Origin of the sequence: Kitasatospora cineracea (assembly GCF_003751605.1) — a bacterium.
Lineage (GTDB): Bacteria > Actinomycetota > Actinomycetes > Streptomycetales > Streptomycetaceae > Kitasatospora > Kitasatospora cineracea.
The window spans coordinates 5415205-5435106 of sequence record NZ_RJVJ01000001.1; the positions used below are offsets into that span (position 1 = coordinate 5415205).

Here is a 19902-nt window from a genome sequence, read left to right on the forward strand (position 1 = left end):
GTGTCCGAGGAGTCCGAGCCGTACCGGGTGGTCAACCCCGCCACCGAGGAGGTGATCACCACCGTCGACCTGGCCGGTCCGGCCGCCGCCGACGCCGCGATCGCCCGCGCCAAGGCGGCGTTCGAGAGCTGGCGGAACGTGGCCCCCGGCGACCGGGCCCGGCTGCTGCGCCGCTTCGCCGCCGAAGTGGACGCCGAACGCGAGCAGCTGGCCGCCCTGGAGGTCGCCAACGCCGGGCACACCATCGGCAACGCCCGCTGGGAGGCCGGCAACGCGCGCGACGTCATCGAGTACTACGCGGGCGCCCCCGAGCGGCTGTTCGGCCGGCAGATCCCGGTGGCCGGCGGCCTCGACGTGACCTTCCACGAGCCGCTCGGCGTGGTCGGCGTGATCGTCCCGTGGAACTTCCCGCTGCCGATCGCCGCCTGGGCGCTGGCCCCCGCACTGGCCGCGGGCAACACCGTCATCGTCAAACCCGCCGAGCTCACCCCGCTCACCGCGCTGCGGCTGGCCGAACTCGCCCTGCGCGCGGGCCTGCCCGAGGGCGTGCTGCAGGTGCTGCCCGGCCGCGGCCCGGTGGTCGGACAGCGCTTCGTCACCCACCCCGACGTCCGCAAGGTGGTGTTCACCGGCTCCACCGCCGTCGGCAAGTCGGTGATGGCGGGCTGCGCCGCCCAGGTCAAGCCGGTCACGCTCGAACTCGGCGGCAAGAGCGCCAACATCGTCTTCGCCGACGCCGACCTGGACAAGGCCGCCGCCACCGCCCCGTACGCGGTCTTCGACAACGCGGGGCAGGACTGCTGCGCGCGCTCCCGGATCCTGGTCGAGGCGAGCGTGTACGAGGAGTTCATGGAGCGGCTGGAGCGCGCCGTCCGGGGGGTGCGGGTCGGTGACCCGGCGGACGAGAAGACCGAGATGGGGCCGCTGGTCTCGGCCGCGCACCGGGCCCGGGTGGCCTCCTACGTGGACGGCGACACCGAGGTGGCGTTCCGCGGCGCCGCGCCCGAAGGGCCCGGCTTCTGGTACCCGCCGACGGTGCTGGCGCCGATCGCCCCCGACCACCGGGCGTTCACCGAGGAGGTGTTCGGCCCGGTCGTCACCGTGGTCCCGTTCCGCGGCGAGAGCGACGCGGTGCGGATCGCCAACGCCACCGAGTACGGCCTGTCCGGGTCGGTCTGGACGCGCGACGTGGGCCGGGCGCTGCGCGTCGCCCGGGCCCTGGAGGCGGGCAACCTGTCCGTCAACTCGCACTCCTCGGTGCGCTACTGGACGCCGTTCGGCGGCTTCAAACAGTCCGGCCTGGGCCGCGAGCTCGGACCGGACGCCCTGCACGCCTTCACCGAGACCAAGAACGTCTTCATCGCCACGGAGGAATGAGCCAGATGAGCAAGCGACTTGAGGGCCGGGTGGCGGTCGTCACCGGCGCGGGCAGCGGCATCGGCCTGGCCACGGTGCGCCGCTTCGCCGCCGAGGGCGCGAAGGTGGTGTGCGCCGACATCGACGAGGAGACCGGCACCAAGGCCGCCAACGAGGCCGGCGGCCTGTTCGTGCGCACCGACGTCACCGACGAGGAGCAGGTCCGGGCCCTGTTCGACACCGCCGTCGAGCACTACGGCAGCCTGGACGTGGCGTTCAACAACGCGGGCATCTCCCCGCCGGACGACGACTCCATCCTGGTCACCGGCCTGGAGGCGTGGAAGCGCGTCCAGGACGTCAACCTGACCTCGGTGTACCTGTGTTGCAAGTACGCGATCGGCCACATGCGGCGGCAGGGCAGGGGCTCGATCATCAACACCGCGTCCTTCGTGGCGGTGATGGGCGCCGCGACCTCGCAGATCTCCTACAGCGCCTCCAAGGGCGGCGTGCTGGCGATGAGCCGCGAGCTGGGCGTGGAGTTCGCCCGCGAGGGCATCCGGGTCAACGCGCTGTGCCCCGGCCCGGTCAACACCCCGCTGCTGCAGGAGCTGTTCGCCAAGGACCCGGAACGCGCCGCCCGCAGGCTGGTGCACATCCCGCTCGGCCGGTTCGCCGAACCCGAGGAGATCGCCGCCGCGGTGGCCTTCCTGGCCAGCGACGACTCCTCCTTCATGACCGCCAACACCTTCCTGGTGGACGGCGGCATCTCCGGCGCGTACGTCACCCCGCTCCCGTAGCGCATGCGGCGGCCGGGCGGGTCCCGGAGGACACCGCCCGGCCGCCGCGCGCACCCGGGGAGGTCAGTGCGAGGAGGACGCGTCCCCGCCGACCGCGAGGGCGTCGCCCCCGTCGCTCAGCGCGTCGCCGCCGACGGCCAGCGCGGAGCCGCACAGCGCCTCGGCGTCGCCCCCGATCGCGCCCGCGTCGCCGCCCTCGGCCCAGGCGTCGCCACCCGTCGCCAGGGCGCTGCCGCCCAGCGCGCCCGCGTCCCCGCCGACCGCGCCCGCGTTCCCGTCCTCGGCCCAGGCGTCGCCGCCGACCGCGCCCGCGTCGCCGCCCCGGGCCGCCGCGTCGCCGCCGACGGCCAGCGCCCCGTGCGGGTGCATGTGGTGGTGGTGGGAGTGGGCGGAGGCGGTGCCCACCGTGCCGAGCAGGGCGAGCCCGGTGAGGAAGGCGGTGGTGGTGACCTTGGCAAGGCTGGAACGCATCGAGTTCTCCATGCTCGGCGCTGAACGCCGTGGCGTCGCGCGCGGTTTCGGGGGCCGGACGCGACGATCATCGGCACCCGGAGCCCCCGGCCGTACGCCGCGGGCCGGTCGGTCACCCGGCCGGGGCACATCCACCGCCGCGACGGGTGAGCGCCGTACCGCCGGATGCCGTACCGGGCGGCGCGCGGGGTTGACGCCCCTGCGGGCCAAGGAAGTTGACGTCACGTCAGTGTGACGATCGGACCGGAAGCTCCATCTCGAACCAGACCACCTTGCCGTCCCGGGTGGCCCGGCTGCCCCAGCGGTGCGCCAGCTCGTTGATCAGCAGCATGCCCCGCCCGCCCTCGTCGTGCTCGCCCACCGGCCGCAGCCGCGGCTCCCGGCTGTCCGCGTCCGACACCTCCACCGTCAGCAGCGAGCCCCGGAACAGCCGCAACTGCAACGGCGAACCCGCGTGCAGCACCGCGTTCGCCAACAGCTCCCCGGCCAGCAGCACCACCGGCTCCACCAGCGAACCCAGCCCCCAGTCGGCCAGCGTCCGCCGGGTGAACTCCCGGGCGTGCCGCAGCAGTGCCGGATCCCCCGACAGCGCCAGGGTCGCCAGCCGGTCCGCGCCGACCGGCCCCGCGTGCGCCATGATCACCGCCACGTCGTCCTGACCCATCGTCGCCCCGAGCGCCCCCAGCACCGCGTCGCAGCCGCGCTCCAGGGTCGACTGACGGTGCGTCACCGTCTCCCGCAGCAGCTCCAGACCCTCGTCCAGGTCCTGCCCGCGCCGCTCCACCAGGCCGTCCGTGTACAGCACCAGCAGCCCGTCCGTGCGCAGCGGGAAGCGCACCGACTCGAACGGCACCCCGCCCACGCCCAGCGGCGCGCCCGGCGGCGGCGTCACCAGCCGGGCCTGGCCGTCCCGCTCCGAGACCACCGGCGGCAGGTGTCCTGCCGAGGCCAGGATGCACTCCTCGTCCACCGGGTCGAACACCGCGCACACGCAGGTGGCGAACTGGCCCTCGCCGAGCTGCGCGGTCGCCTCGTCCAGCCGCCGCAGCACCCGCGCCGGATCCAGGTCCAGCGTCACCAGCGTCCGCGCCACCGTCCGCAGCTGGCCCATCGTGGCGGCGGCCCGGATGCCGTGCCCCATCACGTCGCCGACGATCAGCGCCACCCGCCCGCCGGTCAGCGGCACCACGTCGAACCAGTCACCGCCGATCTCGTCGCCCACCGTCGAGGGCAGGTAGCGGTGCGCGATCTCCAGCCCGGGCGTGTGGTGCACGTCCTGCGGCAGCAGGCTGCGCTGCAGGGTCAGCGCGGTGTCCCGCTCCCGCCGGTACAACCGGGCGTTGTCGATGCACACCGCCGCCCGCGCCGCCAGCTCCTCGCCCAGCGCCCGGTCCGCCGGGGTGAACGGCTCCGGATTGGCCAGCCGGACGAACTCCACCCCGCCCAGTACCTGGCCGCGCGCCAGCAGCGGCACCATCAGGTACGAGTGGATCCCGGCGTCCAGGCCCGGCTGGACCCGGTCCGGGTGCGCCACGATCCGGCGCAGCTCGAACTCGTCCACGTGCGGCACCAGGATCGACCGGCCGGTGCGCATCGCCTGCGCGTACAGCTTGGCCGAGTGCGTGGTCTCCCCGACCTCGTCCGCCGCCCCCGTCAGCAGCAGGCCGTCCTCCCGCTCGCCCACCGCGACCGCCCGCAGCGGCACCGAACCGGACTCCGGCACCGGCTCCGGGTCCTCGCCGGTCAGCACCGCCTCGCGGATGTCCACCGTCACGAAGTCCGCGAACCGCGGGATCACCACGTCCACCAGCTCCTGGGCGGTGATCGTCAGGTCCAGCGTGGTGCCGATCCGGGTGGACGCCTCGTTCAGCAGCGCCAGCCGCTGCTGGGCGGCCTCGGCGGCCTCCAGCGCCCGCTGCCGCTGCTCGGCCGCGTCCCGCTCCCGGGTGTACAACAACGCGTTGTCGATCGACACCGCCGCCCGGGCCGCCAGCTCGCCGGCCAGCGCCAGGTCCGCCTGCCCGTACGGAGTCTCGGTCCGGGACCGGAAGAACGTCGCCGTGCCGATCGCCGCACCCCGCGCGATCAGCGGCACCACCATCATCGAACGCACCCCCTGGGCCCGGATCGCCCCGCCCCGCACCGGGTCGTCCGTGAACCAACTCATCGCCGCCCCGTCCGTCCGCGGCACCAGCACCGGCCGGCCGTGCGACAGCGCCCAGGCGTACGGGGTGCTCGGGTGCAGCCGCTGCACGGTGTCGGCCGGGGCGATCGACGACATCCCGCTGCCCGGCACGGTGTGGAACGCCAGCCGCCGCAGCACCGCGGAGCGGTCCCCGCGGCCCGGCAGCGCGGCCGGCTCGCCCCGCACCAGGGCGTCCAGCACCTCCACCACCACGGTGTCCGCCAGGCTCGGCGCGGCCGTCTCGGCCAGCTCCCGGGCCGTGGTGGCCAGGTCCAGCGTGGTGCCGATCCGGGTGGACGCCTCGTTCAGCAGCGCCAGCCGCTGCTGGGCGGCCTCGGCGGCGCCCTCCGCCTCGAAGCGCTCGGTGATGTCCACGACCGTGGTGCTCACCCCCAGCACCGTGCCGTCCGGCTGCTCCAGCCGGAAGCTCGACACCGACCAGGCGTGCTCGTGGTCCGGGTCGGCCGCCGTCCAGCCGTGCGTCCGGGCGTCCACCACCGGCTGCCCGTCGGCCAGCACCCGGCGCATCGTCTCCTCCGCCGCCCGGCCGTCGATCCCCGGCAGCACCTCGCTCAGCCGCCGCCCCAGGTGCTGCTCCACCGGCAGCCCGTTGATCCGGGCCAGCGCCTCGTTCAGCCGGACGTAGCGCATGTCGGTGTCGTACACCGCCATCCCGACCGGCGACTGCGTGAAGAACCCGTCCAGCACCGCCAGGTCCGCGGCCAGCCGGCGCACCTCGCTGACGTCCGAGGCCACCGCCAGCACCATCGGCGAGCCCTCCCGGTCCAGCACCGGGAAGGTCCGGAAGTCGAGCCGCACCAGGTGCCCGTCCCGGTGCCGCACCGGGAACACCCCCGACCAGGCGCGGCCGCTCAGGATCCGGGCGAACAGCTCCAGCGCCGCCGGACGCCGCTCCGGGCCGACCAGGATGTCCGCCGCGCGGGTGCCCACCGCGAGGTCGGCCGGGAAGCCGAGCAGCGCCTCCGCGTCCGGGCTCCAGTGCAGGATCCGGCCGTCCGCGGCGATCAGGGCCGTGGCGACCGGGATCGCCAGCAGGCCGTCCGGCACCGGCGCACCGCCCGCCGTGAGCGGGGAGGTGGGACGGCTCCGGGGGATCGTGCGCTGCTGCCCGGCGTCCATCTGGTTCTCGGCATCCATCCGGCCACCTACCGTTCGGGGGCGGGTACCGCCCTGCCATCGTCGCACGGCGGGCCGCCCGAGCCCAGACGGGTGACTTGCCGCTAGGGTGACCCGGATGGACACCCGCCGGAGGCACCCCGGGGCGGCGCACGGTGGTGCGTAGGAAACCCGCCCCCGTCAGCCCGCTGCCGCAGCGCGACGGCATCGACCCCGTCCACGTCAGGCTGCCGCTCGAGGGCGGCTGGCCCACCGTGCGCGCCTACCTCGAGGAGCGCTACGGCGCCGCCGCCGGGGACGGACGGATCGCCGCCATGCTCGCGGCCGGCGAGTTCGTCGACCCGGACGGGCCGGTCACCGACGGCACGCCCTACCGGCCCGGCGGCCACGTCTGGTTCCACCGCGAACCCGGACCGCCCGAACCCGTGGTGCCCTTCCCGGTCGAGGTCCTGCACCGCGACGAGCGGATCGTGGTCGCCGACAAGCCGCACTTCCTCGCCACCACCCCGCGCGGCAGCCACGCCACCGAGACCGCCCTCGCCCGGCTGCGCCGCGACCTCGACCTGCCCCGGCTCAGCCCCGCCCACCGCCTGGACCGGCTCACCGCAGGCGTGGTGCTCTTCGTCGCCGACCCCGCGCTGCGCGGCGCCTACCAGGGCCTGTTCGAACGCCGCGAGGTCGTCAAGGAGTACGAGGCCGTCGCCCGCCACGAGGAGGCCGCGGCGGCGCTGCTGCCGACCGTGGTGCGCAGCCGCATCCGCAAGGACCGCGGCCGGCTCGACGCCTACGAGGAGCCCGGCGAGCCCAACGCGGAGAGCTGGATCGAACTGGTCGGGGCGCGCGGCGGCCTGGGCCGCTACCGGCTCGCCCCGCGCACCGGGCGCACCCACCAGCTGCGGGTGCACATGAACCGGCTGGGGCTGCCGATCCTGGGCGACCCGCTCTACCCCGAGGTGCTGGCCGGGGACGTCCCCGAGGACTACCGGCGCCCGCTCCAGCTGCTGGCCCGCTCGCTGGAGTTCACCGACCCGGTGGGCGGGGAGCGGCGGCGCTTCGTCAGCGGACGGGTGCTGGCGGCCTGGCAGGACCCCGAGGGCTGGGCGGCGGCGGGGTAGGACGGCCGGGCGGCCGGAGCGGGGCGGCTGACCGCCTGGCACGGGCTCCCGCGCAGGCGGACGGGCTCCCGCGGGGCCGGACGGGCTCCCAGGCGGGCGAGCGGGCTGCCGCGGGGTTGGACGGGCTCCCAGGCAGGCGGGCGGCCTCCCGCGGGGTCGGCGACGGCCGCTTTGCGCGCGGTGTATTGACGGGAAGTCTAATAACTTCTACCTTCACGGCAGTGCCACCACTCCACCCTCCACGCCCCCACCGCGAAGGAGCCGGCATGCCGCCCCAGCCCGCCTCCACCCAGTCCGCCCGCACCGCCCCCGACCGGGAGCGCACTGCCGAACGCCTGCTCGCCTCCTCCGCGAAGCTCTCGTTCAACCCCCTCAAGGACGTCGACTGGGACGCCGACCCCGTCCCCGGGGCCTACTACTGTCCGCCCCGCCACCTCTCCCTCTACGGCACCGACCTCTGGGAGCGGATGACCGACGAGGAGCGGATCGAACTCTCCAAGCACGAGGTCGCCTCCATCGCCAGCGTCGGCATCTGGTTCGAGGAGATCCTCATGCAGATGCTGCTGCGCCACGCCTTCGACCGGGACCCGACCAGCAACCACGTCCAGTACGCGCTCACCGAGATCGCCGACGAGTGCCGGCACTCGATCATGTTCGCCCGGATGATCGCCAAGATGGGCGTCCCCGCGTACGGCGCCGGATTCGTCGCGCACAACCTCGGCCGGCTGTTCAAGGCGATCTCCACCCACAGCCAGACCTTCGGCGGCACCATGTACGTCGAGGAGATCCTGGACGCCTTCCAGCGCGAGGTGATGAACGACGACACCCTCCAGCCGCTCACCCGCCAGGTCTCCCGGATCCACGTCATCGAAGAGGCCCGGCACATCAGCTACGCCCGCGAGGAACTGGTCCGCAAGCGCCTCGGCCCGGTCCGCCGCCGGTACGAGCAGCTGTTCATCGGACTGATCGTCTACTACGCCACCACCGCGCTGATCCACCCCCGGCTGTACGCCGCCGTCGGCATCGAGCCGAAGACCGGCCGGGCCGTCGCCCGGGCCAACCCCCACTGGCGGGCCACCAAGGTCGAGATGGCGCAGAAGGTGGTTTCCGTCCTGGACCGGGCCGGACTGGTCGGCCGGACCAACCGCTGGCTGCTGCGCGCCGCCGGGGTGGTGGCCTGAGTCGACGGCCGCAGGGTGTCCGGTCGCGGGTCGACGGTCGCCGGGCCGGACGGCGGCTCGAGGCGGACGGGAATCGTGACCGTCCGGTGGTGATGTGGCCTTCCGGTGTTCGAGCGGCGCGGATACAGTGCGTCGTCACCGAACCACCGGGGGGTCCGTTCATGCGCCGCACCACGGCCGGCTCAACCGCCGCCACCGTCACCGCCACCGCCGTCCTGCTGCTCGGCACCGTCGCCGGATGCGGCGGCCCGGCACCGTCCGCGGACCGCGCCGCCCCCACCGCCGGGGGCACGCCGGTCTCCACCCCGCCCGGTCCGTCCACCTCGGCGGCCCCGTCCGAGCAGCCGACGGCAGGGCAGCCGACGGCGGGACAGCCGACGGCGGGGCCGTCCGCCGGAACGGGGAGCGAGGCGCCGGAGAACGCCGGCGCGGGCGGCAGCATCACGGTGGCGTTCGCCGGGGACGTCCACTTCGAGGGCCGGACCGCCGCCCGGCTCGGCGCGACCAAGGCCGACACCGCGCTCGGCCCGATCTCCGCGACGCTCTCCGCGGCCGACCTGGCGGTGCTCAACCTGGAGACCGCGATCACCTCCCGCGGCAGGGCCGAGCCCAAGACCTACACCTTCCGCACCACGCCCAAGGCGCTCGACGCGCTCAAGGGCGCCGGCGTCGACGTGGTCTCCCAGGCCAACAACCACGCCGTCGACTTCGGCCCCGACGGACTCGCCGACACCCTCGCCGCCAAGGCCGCCTCCCCGGTACCCGTGATCGGCATCGGCAAGGACGCCGAGGAGGCGTACGCCCCCCACGTCAGCACGGTGCGCGGTGTGAAGGTCGCCGTGCTGGCGGCCAGCCAGGTCAACGAGATCACCAACCAGAAGTGGCGGGCCGGCGCGCACAAGCCGGGCATCGCGTCCGCCCTCGACGAGGCCGCGCTGCTGCGCGCCGTCACCGGGGCGAAGGCGCAGGCGCCGGTGGTCCTGGTCTACCTGCACTGGGGCGACGAAGGCGTGGCCTGCCCGACCCGCGCGCAGACCTCACTCGCCAAGAAGCTCGCCGACGCCGGGGCGACCGCCGTGGTCGGCACCCACGCCCACACCATGCTCGGCGCGGGCATGCTCGGGAAGACCTACGTGTCGTACGGCTTCGGCAACTTCCTCTGGTACGGCACCTCGAACTACACCGCCTCCGACGAGACCGGCGTCACCACGATCACCGTCACCGCCGACGGCCGCGTCACCGGCGAGACCTTCACCCCCGCGCACATCGACGGCCGCGGCGTGCCCGTCCCGCAGGGCGGCAGCGCGGCGAAGGCCGCCCAGCAGCGCCGCGACGGCCTGCGCGGCTGCACCGGCCTGGCCGCCGTCCCGAAGTGACGGCGGCCGGGCCGGGCGCCGGTCAGCCCAGGTTCAGCACCTGGCCGGGACGGATCAGGTCCGGATTCTCCCCGACCGTCTGCTGGTTCGACTCGTAGAGCTCGGACCAGCCGCCGCCCAGGTCGTGGTTGCGGGCGATCGAGGCCAGCGTGTCGCCGGGGCCCACGGTGTACGGCTGCGCGGACGGCGCCTGGGCCTGGGCCGGGGGCGTCGACTCGGCCGGGGCGGCCGGCGTGGCGGACGCGTCCGCGGCGGCGGTGGCGCCGCTGCCCGTGCCCGGAGCGGTCGGGCTGCCGGTGGTGGGCGTCGCGGTGGGGGTGGTGGCGCTGTCGGTGCTGCCGGCACCGGTGCCGGTGGACGGGCTGGGCGAGGCGGTGCCCGTTCCCGTTCCCGTGCCCGGGAGGGTGGGCAGCACGGTCCCGTTGCCGCCGTCGGCGGGCGTGCCCGGGCTGGGGGTGGTGGGCGTGCCCGGGCTGGGCGTGGCGGTCGGGTCGGTCGGGTCGGTCGGCAGCAGCGGGAGGCCGGGGGAGACCGGCGGGACGGTCGGGGTGGCCGAGGCGTCCGGGGCAGGGGTGGTCGGGGCCGGCGTGACCGGGGTGGCCGGGGTCTCCGTGGCGGGCGCGCTGGGCTGCGGCTGGGGGTGCGCCAGCTGCATGTAGCGCTCGTACAGGCTCTGGTGGCTGGTCCAGAACCAGGCGCCGTTCTTCTCGTACCAGTACACGTGCGAGACCGGGTCGTAGCCGGGGAGGCCGGAGAACACCGGCGCGCTCTTCCCGTCCGGGACGGTGCTGCCGTCCGCGGCGGCGTTGACCGCCGCGACGCCGCGGGCGCCGCGCAGCGAACCCGTCTCGTCCGCCGAGTCGTTGTCGTCGACGACGCCCGGCGCGCTGGCGGTGTTCAGGCCCGCGTCGTCCGCGCACGCCGACCAGGGGGACGGGCCCTCGGTGGCCAGGATGCGTTCGGCGACGGCGATCTGCTGGCTGCGGGTGGCGCCGTTCGGCAGCGCCGAGTACTGGGTGCCGCCGTAGTCGGTCCAGCGCTGGGCGTTGATCCCCAGGCCGCCGTAGCCGCCGTTGCCCTGGTCGGAGTTCCAGTTCCCGCCGCTTTCGCAGTCGGCGACCCGGTCCCAGACCGCGCTGGGGGCGGCGTGCGCGCCGGTCACGGCGAGCAGCGGCAGGGCGATGCCGACACCGGCCACACCGGCTGCGGCGATCGCCCGCTCGGCGGCCTTCTCCGTCGGGCCCTGCCGGCGGTGACGTCCCGAACCCGTGAAGAGCATGCGAGATCCTCTCCGCACGCCTACGGGGTGAGCTGTCGGGTTCGGGCCGGGAGGGAGGCCCGGCCGTCGCGCCCCGGTCATCCGGCGCGGACGGCTTCACCCCTAGCCGTGGGGGATGGCAACTAACGTGGTTCCCCCGTCCCTGCCCAAGGGTTGTGGTGGTCGACCCGCAACGCGGTGGACAGGGCTCGGCGTTGTCGCGCGCGGGGGCCCGGCGGTGCGGGCCGGGACGAGCCTATTCACTCGAACGTGGCAATCACAAGCGCGTCGCGCCCGGATCACGCCTCCGTCACGCCGGGCCCTGCGTGGTGTGTGAACGACCTGTTGACGGTGGCTCGGGCGGGGGAGCGGTCGGCGGATCGGCTGGAGAAGTCTGGCCGATCGGTGGGATTGGGGCGGAGGGGAGTGGGGTAGGCAGGGGCCCCGATCCGTCGGCGGCGATGGTCGTGGACCGCCAACTTGCCTGCTGAGACGGCGAATTGGAGAGAATCGGGGCATTCGCGGCGTTGCGGATAAATGATGCGACAGGGGGTCGGCGGGCTTCCTACGATCGCCGTGCTCGCTGTTCCGGTGGGTGCGTGGTCGGATCCGTCGAATTTGTTGGGGAGGTTCTGTGGGTGCCTTGATTCCTGAAGTGCTCCGCACCGAACGCCGGTTCGCCAGGCTGTTCGTCGGCCAGTCGCTGTCGGTCCTGGGAGACCGGGTGTCGTTTGTCGCGCTGCCCTTCGCCGTGCTGTCGATCGGCGGCTCGGCCGCCGACGTCGGGTTGGTCACGGCCGCCGGACTGCTCCCGCTGCTGGTGTTCACGCTCGCCGGAGGCGTCTGGGCGGACCGGATGCCGAGACAGTGGATCATGCTGGCCTCCGATCTGCTGCGGTGCGCCGTCCAGACCGCCGCCGCGGTGCTGCTGCTCACCGGCACCGCCCGGGTCGGGCTGCTGGCGCTGCTGATGGCGGTGTTCGGTGTCGCGGACGCCTTCTTCCTCCCCGCCTCCACCGGGCTGCTGCCCCTGCTCGTCCCCGCCGACCGCCTCCGCGAGGCGAACGCGCTGCGCGGCTTCGTGCAGTCGACGGGGCTGGTGGTCGGGCCCGCACTGGCCGGTCTGCTGATCGCGGCGGTCGGGCCCGGCGGCGCGCTGGCGGTGGACGCCGCGAGTTTCGCGGTCAGCGCCGCCGTGCTGGCCAGGTTGGGCACGGTGGACGGTACGGCCACCACGGGCGGCGCGGGCGGCGTCGACGGCGGGGCGGAGCGGGCCGAGCGGCTCGGCTTCCTGGCCGAACTCCGGGTCGGCTGGCAGCAGGTGCGCAGCCGGACGTGGGTGTGGTCGGGGATGCTGGCCATCGCGGTCTACCACGTGGTGGTGCTGCCCTCGGTGTTCGTGCTCGGCCCGGTGCTGGCGGAGCACGAGTGGGGCGGTGCCGGTGCGTGGACGGTGGTGGTCATCGCGTTCGGCCTCGGCTCGATCGTGGGGGACGTGTGCTCCTACCGCCTGAAACCGGCCCGTCCGATGGCCGTCGCGGCCGTGGCGATGGCGGTCGCCTCCTGCCAGGCCGCGATCATCGGGTCCGGCGCGCCGGTCTGGGTGATCGCCGCACTGGAGGCGGTCACGGGTGTGGGCGTGTCCCTGTGCTTCGTGCTCTGGGAGACCTCGCTCCAGGTGCACATACCGGAGCGGGTGCTCTCCCGGGTCAGCTCCTACGACCACCTGATCTCCGTCGCCCTGATGCCGCTCGGGCTGGTGCTGGCCGGCCCGCTCTCGGACAGCCTCGGCGTGCGCCCCACGCTGTTCGGGATGACCGTCCTCGCGGTTCCGGCCGCACTCACCCTCCTCGCGCTGCCCGCCGTCCGCCACCTGCCGGCGAGCCTGCCGTCCGAGTCCGAGTCCGAGTCCGAGTCCGAGTCCGAGTCCGAGTCCGGGGCTGGGGCTGGGGTCGGGCTGGGGTCTGCGGCGGAAGCGGTGGTGTGACGGGGGATGCGCGGTCGGCGCACCGGCCGCGGGCGTTCTGATCGACGCCTACGGCCTGACCACCGCGATCCGGGCCCATCGCAGCGCTCACCGCGGCGGCCGGCGCCACCGTGGCGGTGGGGATGTGCGAGACGCATCCGCGGAGCTGACGCGCCGTCAACGCCGAGGAGGGGACGCCACCGGGCGGGACGGGGCCGGGTGCGGTCAGGGCCGGACCGCTCGCGGCGAACGGAAGAGGAGGAGGGAATCCGCTCACGGGGAGATCAGAGGAAGAGGGAGAGGACGCCCGACAGCAGGGCCAGGGCCGGTAGGGCGGCGAACCAGACCAGGCCCAGGCGGAACGGCAGGCTGAGACCGGTCCTCGGGGCCCGGCCGGGGCGTTCGTTGCGGCGGACGGACAGCAGGGCGAGCCCCACGCCGGGAGTGGCGGTGGCCAGCCACAGGCCGAACAGGAGCTTGGCGATGTCCCCCGCCACGTGACCTGCGCCGACCTCGACGCAGCCGCCGGTGGGGGAGCAGCGGACGCTCAGGACAGTGCCCCGGTGGTAGCCGTGGCTGAGGTCGTCGAGCAGCCACTCGCCGTCGACGGTGTCGGCGCTGCCCCGGTCACCGTGGCCGAAGCAGGCGTGCACCAGGCTCTGTCCGCTGCCGTGGGAGGAACAGGAGTCGATGGTCATCGCCAGGCGCGGGGTGCCCCGCCACCCGGTCTGGTAGCCGAGGTTCCCGGCCGCGCCGTAGGCGAGGGTGCCGCCGAGCAGGGAGACCAGGAGGAGTGCGAGCACCGCGATGACGGCGGCGCAGCCGGTGCGGGAGCGGGCGCGGAGCGGCCCGGGTGCGCTCCTCTCCGGGCGGTGCGGTCCGGCTCTGCCCATGGTGGTCCCCCGTCGGTCGGTGGTCGACCGGTCCACCGTAGGGCGCGCCGTCCGGGCCGTGACCGGGTTGGCCGGGCCTTTACCGGACCGACGGGGAGAGGCGGTCCGGCACGTCCGCGGCGGCGGGCGGAGCGGGCCGCGGGGTCAGCAGTACTCGCAGAGGTAGGCCGTGTCGATCGAGACCTGGAGGTGGAACTTGCTGTCACCCGGAACGGAGAAGCGCTCGCCGGAGGAGAAGGTCTGCCAGTCGTCGGAGCCGGGGAGCTTCACGGTCAGGGCGCCGCTGACCACGTGCATGACCTCCGGGGCGGAGGTGCCGAACTCGTACTCGCCGGGGGCCATCACACCGACGGTCGCCGGGCCGTCCGCGGAGGTGAAGGCGACCGACTTGACCGTGCCGTCGAAGTATTCGTTGACCTTGAGCATGGGTGTTCTCCTGCGGAAGGGGTGCGGAACGGCAGCCGGTGCGTCGTGCACCCGGCCGCGGCGGGGGCGAGCCTATCGGCGCGGGCGGCCCGGTCGCCGGGAGCGTCCGCCGGTTGGTCACCGGCCGGTGGCGGCACCCGGGACCGACGGCCCCGGGCCCCGTGGGGCTCGGAACGCGGCGCGCAGCGCGGCGAGTTCGGAGGCCTTGGCCCCGTGGGCGCGCAGGTGCTCGTCCAGGCCGCCGTGGTGGGAGCGGACGGAGAGCAGGGCCCGGCGCAGGTGGCCGGCCGCGACCGGCCGGGCGGCGTGGCCGGGCACGGCCGGGTCGGCGACGGTCAGGCCGAGCGCGGCGTTGGAACGGAGGAAGTCGGCGGTGACCTCGGCCTCCGGCGCACCGAGCAGCGACTGCAGCAGCGCGACCACCACCCCGGTGCGGTCCTTGCCGGACGCGCAGTGCACCAGCACGGCACGCTGCTCGGTCACCAGCAGCTGCCGGACCGCGGCCACCACGGGCCGCCCGGCCAGCTCGGCCATCAGCGGGTACAGCTCGGCCTGCTCCTGCGGCCAGCGCTGCTCGGGGAACACCGGGACGTGCAGGTACCGGATGCCGCCGCCGGCCAGGGCGTCCGGCCGGGCGTCGACCTCCGGCGTGCTGCGCAGGTCCAGCACGGTGCGCACGCCCAGGCCGTGCAGCGTCCGCGCGCCGTCGGGCGTCAACCGGTCCAGCGCGCCGGAGCGGTACAGCACCCCGCGGGGGAGCGCGCCGGTGCCACCCGCGTCCCGGAAGTTGCGCACCCCGGGGACGCCGGCCGGGTCGAGCGGTCCGCCGTCGCCGGTTCCGGTGTTCACGGAGGTCATGGCATCCATGGCGGTCATCCTAGGCAGCCTCCGCCGTGGTTCCGGCGGCTGCCTCCGGGGCTGCCCCGGCGGGGGTTCGCGGCGCCGTCTCCGTGACGGTCTCCGCCGCCTCTGCAACGGACTTCGGCGCTCTCTTCCCGGGCGGTCGGCGGAGGTGGGCGGGCAGCCGGAGACCCGGCCCGCCGGGATGGCGGCGGGCCGGGCCGAGGGGCGTCCGGACGGGGACGCGGAGAGGGGCGGATCAGGTGAGCGCGATGCCCGGGTAGAGCGGGTGGTCGGCGAGCAGGTCGACCGCGCGCTTGGCGACCGCGTCGCGGACGGCCTCGTCCAGGGTGTACTGCGCCTTCGAGGAGCCGACCGGCGCGGCGGCCGTCAGCACGGTGTGGATCAGCTCGGCGACCTCGTCCAGCTCGGCCGCACCCAGCCCGCGGGTGGTCAGCGCGGGCGTGCCGAGCCGGATGCCGGAGGTGTACCAGGCGCCGTTCGGGTCCTGCGGGACGGCGTTGCGGTTGGTGACGATGCCGGAGTCCAGCAGCGCCGCCTCCGCCTGACGGCCCGTCAGTCCGTAGGAGGAGACGTCCGCCAGCACCAGGTGGTTGTCGGTGCCGCCGGTCACCAGCCGGGCGCCGCGCTTCAGCAGGCCCTCGGCGAGCGTCCGGGCGTTGTCCACCACCTGCTGGGCGTACACCTGGAACTCGGGGCGGCGCGCCTCCGCGAAGGCCACCGCCTTCGCCGCCATCACGTGCGACAGCGGGCCGCCGAGCACCAGCGGGCAGCCCCGGTCGACGTGTTCCGCCAGCTCGGAGGTGCACAGCACCATGCCGCCGCGCGGGCCGCGCAGCGACTTGTGCGTGGTGGTGGTGACGATCTGCGCGTGCGCGACCGGGTTGAAGTCCCCCGTCAGCACCTTGCCCGCGACCAGGCCCGCGAAGTGCGCCATGTCGACCATCAGGGTCGCGCCGACCTCGTCCGCGATCTCCCGCATCCGGCGGAAGTCCACCAGCCGCGGGTACGCCGAGTACCCGGCCACCAGGATCAGCGGCTTGAACTCCAGGGCGATCCGCCGGACTTCGTCGTAGTCGACCAGTCCGGTCGCCGGGTCGGTCCCGTAGCTGCGCTGCTCGAACATCTTGCCCGAGATGTTCGGCCGGAAGCCGTGGGTGAGGTGGCCGCCCGCGTCCAGCGACATGCCCAGCATCCGCTGGTTGCCCAGCTCGCGGCGGAGCTCGGCCCAGTCCTGCTCGCTCAGGTCGTTGACGTTGCGGACCTGGGCGCGCTGCAGCGCCGGGCTCTCCACCCGCTGCGAGAGCACCGCCCAGAACGCCACCAGGTTGGCGTCGATCCCGGAGTGCGGCTGCACGTACGCGTGCTCCGCGCCGAACAGCTCGCGGGCGTGCTCGGCGGCCAGCTCCTCCACGGTGTCCACGTTGCGGCAGCCCGCGTAGAAGCGGCGGCCCGGGGTGCCCTCCGCGTACTTGTCGCTCAGCCAGTTGCCCATCGCCAGCAGGACCGCGGGCGAGGCGTAGTTCTCACTGGCGATCAGCTTCAGCGAGGCGCGCTGGTCCTCCAGTTCCCCGGAGATCGCCGCGGCGATCCGGGGTTCGACGGCGCGCACCACGTCCAGGGCGCTGCGGAAGGCGGTGTCGGCGGCAGGGCTGCCGAAGGTGTGCGCGGGCAGGGACTCGGCCACGGGCGGTCTCCTCGTACGGAACGGCGACGATTCGGACGGCCCAGGCGCACGGCGACAGCAGGCGGTGCCCGAGGGCACCGCACGGAGCCGCTCCCCGATGGTGATTCCATCCCAGCGCGCCAGTCACGGCTCACCGCGATGCTACCAACCGCCGAGCCGGACCCGTGCCGGACCCCGGATCACCCGGGCCGGACCCCGGGCCGGATCCCGGATCGGACCCCGGGCCGGATCCCGGTTCGGGGGCGGGCGCGTGGGCCCGGGCGGGTCCCGGAAGCCCGGCCGGCGGCCCCTGCGGCGGGGGAAATCCCCTGGTGCGGTCCGAGCCGGTCCGGGCATGATCGGGCGCATGACATGGACCGTTCCCGCCACCACCCGCACCGGCGGCTCGCTCACCGCCCCGGAGACCGAGTTGCTGCCCGGCTACCTCGCCTGGCACCGCGCCACCTTCCTGCACAAGTGCGCCGGCCTGACCGGCGAGCAGCTCGCGCTGCGCCCGCTGCCCGCGAGCTCGCTCTCGCTGCTCGGGCTGATGCGCCACCTGGCCAAGGTGGAGCGGACGTGGTTCCGGATCCGCTTCGCCGCCCAGGACGTACCGCCGCTGCACGCGGTGGAGGGCCACAAGGACGCGGACTTCGACCTGCTGGAGCCGGAGCGGGCCGAGCAGGAGTACCTGGCGCTGCTGGAGGAGCAGCGGCTCGCCGACCTCGCGGTGGCCGGCGCCTCGCTGGACGCCACGCTGGCCGCGTACGGGGAGGAGCAGTCCCTGCGGACGACGTACCTGCACGTCATCACCGAGTACGCCCGCCACAACGGGCACGCCGACCTGCTGCGCGAGCACACCGACGGGGTGACCGGCGGCTGACCGGGTGGGGGAGCGCGGGACGAAGTTCCTTGCGGGGCAAGGGCGCTGGGCAGGGGGGCGGCCGAATGATTCATCGGATGAGCGGATAGCATACTGAGTATGGGACCTCTCGAACCGAACGTACCCGAGCTGATCCTCGGACTGATCGTCTTCTTCGCCCTCTTCTGGGCGCTCGGCAAGGTGCTGCTGCCCCGCATCGAACGCACCCTCGCCGAACGCCACGACAAGACCGACGGCGGCATCGCCCGCGCGGAGGCGGCCCGGGCCGAGGCGGAACGCATCCGCCAGGAGTTCCAGGCCGAGCTCACCGCCGCCCGGCACGAGGCCGCCGCGATCCGGCAGACCGCCGCCGAGGAGGGCGCGGCGCTGGTCGCGGCCCTGCGGGCGGAGGCGCTGCAGCAGCGCGAGCAGCTGGTGGCCGAGGCGCAGGTGCAACTGGCTGCCGACAAGGTGCTGGCCGAGGCCGAACTGCGCGAGGACGTCATCAAGTTGGCGTCCGAGCTGGCCTCCCGGGTGGTCGGCGAACCGCTCGCCGACCTGCCCTCCACCCGCGCCGTGGCGGAGGAGTTCCGCAACCGCGCCGAGGTCTGACCTCTCGTCACCGACACCGGCACCGACGGCCCGGTAGCGGGCCGAGCGGGTCGGCGGGTCAGGCAGGTGGTACGGCGGACGGGCCGTCCGGTCCCGAGCTCGAGGCTCGTGGACCGGACGGCCCGTCGGTCGTTCGGGTCGGGAGCGGTCAGGAGCACGGGCCGTCGTCGGCCCACACGCCCCACTGGCCGCTGCTGCCCGGGTTCTCGTTCAGCGTCCACCACTTGGCGTGGTAGTTGTGGCCGTTGTAGCTGGCCTTGTCGTTGGCCACGTAGGTGGTGGTCGCCGACCAGGCGGGGCTGCAGGTGCCGGTCCCGGTGCTGGGGGAGGGGCTCGGCGAGGTGCTGGTGCCGGTGCTCGGCGAGGGGGACGGCGAGCTGGTGGGCGGGGTCGCGCCGGCGAACTTCACCGTGTACTTGGTGAAGTCCCAGTCGTTCTGCGCCACGCTGGAGCAGGCGCCGGACAGGCCCGGGTCGACCGTGCCGGGGCACTGGCGGTCGCGGTTGACGGACCAGTAGGTGTAGCGGGCCAGCTTGTGCGCGGTGGCGAAGTCCAGCACGGTCTGGAAGTCCGCCTGCCTGAAGTACTCGGCGGCGTCGGTGCGGCCGTTCATCATCGACACGCCCTCGTGGGCGTACGCGGTGGCCTCGTTCCAGCCGAAGGTGCTCTGCAGGAGCTGGTTGAACTTCACCAGCGCGTCGGTCTGCGCCGCCGCCCCGCTGAAGCCGCCGTCGAACGGCATGATCGAGTAGTTGTTCGGGGTGAAGCCCTGGGACTTCGCCTCGAGCAGCATCTGGGTGCCGAACCAGCCGGTGCCGGCGTTGGTGCCCGCGGTGGTGATGGAGACGTAGATCCCCGGGTTGTTCTGCTGCAGGATGCGGGCCGCGCCGATCTCGTTGTGGATGGCGGCGGTGTTCTCGTACTCCGGCTCCTCGAGGTCGAAGTCGATCGCCTTGAGGTTGTACTTGGTGACGACCTTCTGGTAGGCGGCGGCGGTCGCCTCCGGGGTGCCGCAGGTCTGGCCGAGCTTGGTGCCGCCGTAGCCGCCCACCGACACCGAGACGTCGCCGCCCTTGTTGCGGATGGTCTGGATGACGGCCGGCATCGTGGTGTCGGTGTCGATCGAGGACGTCCCGCCCCAGGACGGGCTGCAGGTGCTGCCCTGGGCCAGGATGAACGCGAGCTGGAACGCCTTCTGGCCGGTGGCGTCCATCACGGCGGCGGCGTCCGGCGGGCTGTTGTCCTCCGGCATCAGGTACGGCGCGGAGGCGTACCAGTTGGAGCCGAGCCCGCCCGTGGTCGCGGCGCTGGCGGAGCCGGACGCGGCGATCGCGGAGACGCCGCCGGCCAGCAGGCCGAACACGGACAGCGCGACCGCGACGGCGCGGCGCGGACGGCGGTGCCGCACCGGGGCGGTGGCGGCGGGGGCGTCGGCAGGGGGGTGTGGGGGAAGTGCGCGTTCCATCGAGGACCTCTCCAGGAGGCGGCGAGGACGGCAGCCCGGACGCGCGGAAGTGGGGGTGCGCGGCCGGGCCAACGGTCGGGTACCTAGCCGAGGTTGACGTGACTGCCACTGGTATAGACCTGTGTTGGGCGGCCGTCAACCCTTCCGGCCGGAGCCGGGGCGGAGTGGTTCATGGGGCGGTCAAATGCCGGTAAATTACAGGTCAAAGCGGGTGTCGCGGATTCGCTGACGCCACGTCAGGAGGGCGGGGAGGGGGGCGGGGGCGTGCGGGCGGG

At 74.3% G+C, this 19902-nt stretch carries 16 protein-coding genes and 2 riboswitches; of the genes, 8 read left to right on the plus strand and 8 right to left on the minus strand.

Annotation, left to right across the window (positions count from 1 at the left end):
* Both EDD39_RS24350 and EDD39_RS24355 read left to right on the plus strand, forming a co-directional pair.
* Nucleotides 1–1377 (plus strand): aldehyde dehydrogenase family protein, encoded by a 1377-nt coding sequence (locus tag EDD39_RS24350; protein WP_123559320.1) that lies wholly within the window; start codon nt 1–3, stop codon nt 1375–1377.
* Nucleotides 1374–2153 carry a 3-oxoacyl-ACP reductase gene (locus EDD39_RS24355; RefSeq protein WP_123559322.1) on the plus strand — a complete coding sequence of 260 codons (780 nt, stop codon included), beginning with the start codon at nt 1374–1376 and terminating at the stop codon, nt 2151–2153. Before EDD39_RS24350 ends, EDD39_RS24355 begins: the two co-directional genes overlap by 4 nt.
* 63 nt (nt 2154–2216) lie before the next feature.
* Here the strand turns inward: EDD39_RS24355 and EDD39_RS24360 are convergent, their stop codons facing one another.
* The gene (locus EDD39_RS24360) at nt 2217–2624 is read right to left on the minus strand and encodes a hypothetical protein (RefSeq protein WP_123559324.1); all 408 of its coding nucleotides are present in this window, start codon (nt 2622–2624) and stop codon (nt 2217–2219) included.
* 226 nt (nt 2625–2850) lie between these two features.
* Nucleotides 2851–5967: a SpoIIE family protein phosphatase gene (locus EDD39_RS24365; RefSeq protein WP_244256992.1), complete on the minus strand. Its 3117-nt coding sequence runs from the start codon at nt 5965–5967 to the stop codon at nt 2851–2853.
* Between the two features lie 134 nt (nt 5968–6101).
* Between EDD39_RS24365 and EDD39_RS24370 the strand changes: the two genes are divergently transcribed.
* From EDD39_RS24370 to EDD39_RS24380, 3 genes are all read left to right on the plus strand, one after another.
* Nucleotides 6102–7061, plus strand: a complete 960-nt coding sequence (locus EDD39_RS24370) for a pseudouridine synthase (RefSeq protein ID WP_123559326.1) — start codon at nt 6102–6104, stop codon at nt 7059–7061.
* A gap of 266 nt (nt 7062–7327) precedes the next feature.
* Nucleotides 7328–8242 carry an AurF N-oxygenase family protein gene (locus EDD39_RS24375; RefSeq protein WP_030461280.1) on the plus strand — a complete coding sequence of 305 codons (915 nt, stop codon included), beginning with the start codon at nt 7328–7330 and terminating at the stop codon, nt 8240–8242.
* 161 nt (nt 8243–8403) lie between these two features.
* On the plus strand, nt 8404–9618 hold the full coding sequence (locus EDD39_RS24380) for a CapA family protein (protein WP_123559329.1): 1215 nt from the start codon (nt 8404–8406) through the stop codon (nt 9616–9618).
* 22 nt (nt 9619–9640) lie between these two features.
* Here the strand turns inward: EDD39_RS24380 and EDD39_RS24385 are convergent, their stop codons facing one another.
* Nucleotides 9641–10897: a LysM peptidoglycan-binding domain-containing protein gene (locus tag EDD39_RS24385; protein WP_162870118.1), complete on the minus strand. Its 1257-nt coding sequence runs from the start codon at nt 10895–10897 to the stop codon at nt 9641–9643.
* Between the two features lie 3 nt (nt 10898–10900).
* Nucleotides 10901–11068, minus strand: a riboswitch (cyclic di-AMP (ydaO/yuaA leader).
* Between the two features lie 463 nt (nt 11069–11531).
* Here EDD39_RS24385 and EDD39_RS24390 point away from each other — a divergent pair.
* Nucleotides 11532–12863, plus strand: coding sequence for an MFS transporter (locus tag EDD39_RS24390; RefSeq protein WP_244256994.1), 1332 nt, complete (start codon nt 11532–11534; stop codon nt 12861–12863).
* A 263-nt stretch (nt 12864–13126) separates the two neighbouring features.
* On the opposite strand, the gene EDD39_RS24395 is transcribed toward EDD39_RS24390, so the two are convergent.
* From EDD39_RS24395 to EDD39_RS24410, 4 genes are all read right to left on the minus strand, one after another.
* Nucleotides 13127–13735 (minus strand): hypothetical protein, encoded by a 609-nt coding sequence (locus EDD39_RS24395; RefSeq protein ID WP_148089508.1) that lies wholly within the window; start codon nt 13733–13735, stop codon nt 13127–13129.
* A gap of 144 nt (nt 13736–13879) precedes the next feature.
* Nucleotides 13880–14161: a pyrimidine/purine nucleoside phosphorylase gene (ppnP, locus tag EDD39_RS24400; protein ID WP_123559337.1), complete on the minus strand. Its 282-nt coding sequence runs from the start codon at nt 14159–14161 to the stop codon at nt 13880–13882.
* Between the two features lie 117 nt (nt 14162–14278).
* Entirely contained in the window at nt 14279–15028 is a 750-nt protein-coding gene (locus EDD39_RS24405) for a tyrosine-protein phosphatase (protein WP_208765571.1), read from the minus strand.
* A gap of 232 nt (nt 15029–15260) precedes the next feature.
* Entirely contained in the window at nt 15261–16709 is a 1449-nt protein-coding gene (locus EDD39_RS24410) for a glycine hydroxymethyltransferase (RefSeq protein ID WP_208765572.1), read from the minus strand.
* 31 nt (nt 16710–16740) lie between these two features.
* Nucleotides 16741–16846, minus strand: a riboswitch (ZMP/ZTP riboswitch).
* Between the two features lie 209 nt (nt 16847–17055).
* On the opposite strand from EDD39_RS24410, the gene EDD39_RS24420 reads away from it, so the two are divergent.
* Nucleotides 17056–17571 carry a DinB family protein gene (locus EDD39_RS24420; protein ID WP_123559340.1) on the plus strand — a complete coding sequence of 172 codons (516 nt, stop codon included), beginning with the start codon at nt 17056–17058 and terminating at the stop codon, nt 17569–17571.
* 99 nt (nt 17572–17670) lie between these two features.
* Complete coding sequence (locus EDD39_RS24425; RefSeq protein ID WP_030916565.1) at nt 17671–18162, plus strand: F0F1 ATP synthase subunit B family protein; 492 nt, start codon at nt 17671–17673, stop codon at nt 18160–18162.
* A 148-nt stretch (nt 18163–18310) separates the two neighbouring features.
* Here the strand turns inward: EDD39_RS24425 and EDD39_RS24430 are convergent, their stop codons facing one another.
* Entirely contained in the window at nt 18311–19627 is a 1317-nt protein-coding gene (locus EDD39_RS24430; RefSeq protein ID WP_123559342.1) for a carbohydrate-binding protein, read from the minus strand.
* Nucleotides 19628–19902 lie beyond the last annotated feature (275 nt).